Raw genomic sequence first — 242 nt, forward strand, 5'->3', positions numbered from 1 at the left:
CGTTGTCCGGAATTATTGGGCGTAAAGCGCGCGCAGGCGGTTTCTTAAGTCTGATGTGAAAGCCCCCGGCTCAACCGGGGAGGGTCATTGGAAACTGGGGAACTTGAGTGCAGAAGAGGAGAGTGGAATTCCACGTGTAGCGGTGAAATGCGTAGAGATGTGGAGGAACACCAGTGGCGAAGGCGACTCTCTGGTCTGTAACTGACGCTGAGGCGCGAAAGCGTGGGGAGCGAACAGGATTA

At 55.8% G+C, this 242-nt stretch carries 1 rRNA gene; it reads left to right on the forward strand.

Features of this window, described 5'->3' with window-relative positions:
- Positions 1-242 (forward strand): 16S ribosomal RNA (locus CF394_RS00170); the annotation flags it as partial.

It is taken from the genome of Tetzosporium hominis (assembly GCF_002265435.1).
In the GTDB taxonomy this organism is placed as follows: Bacteria; Bacillota; Bacilli; order Bacillales_A; family Planococcaceae; genus Chryseomicrobium; species Chryseomicrobium hominis.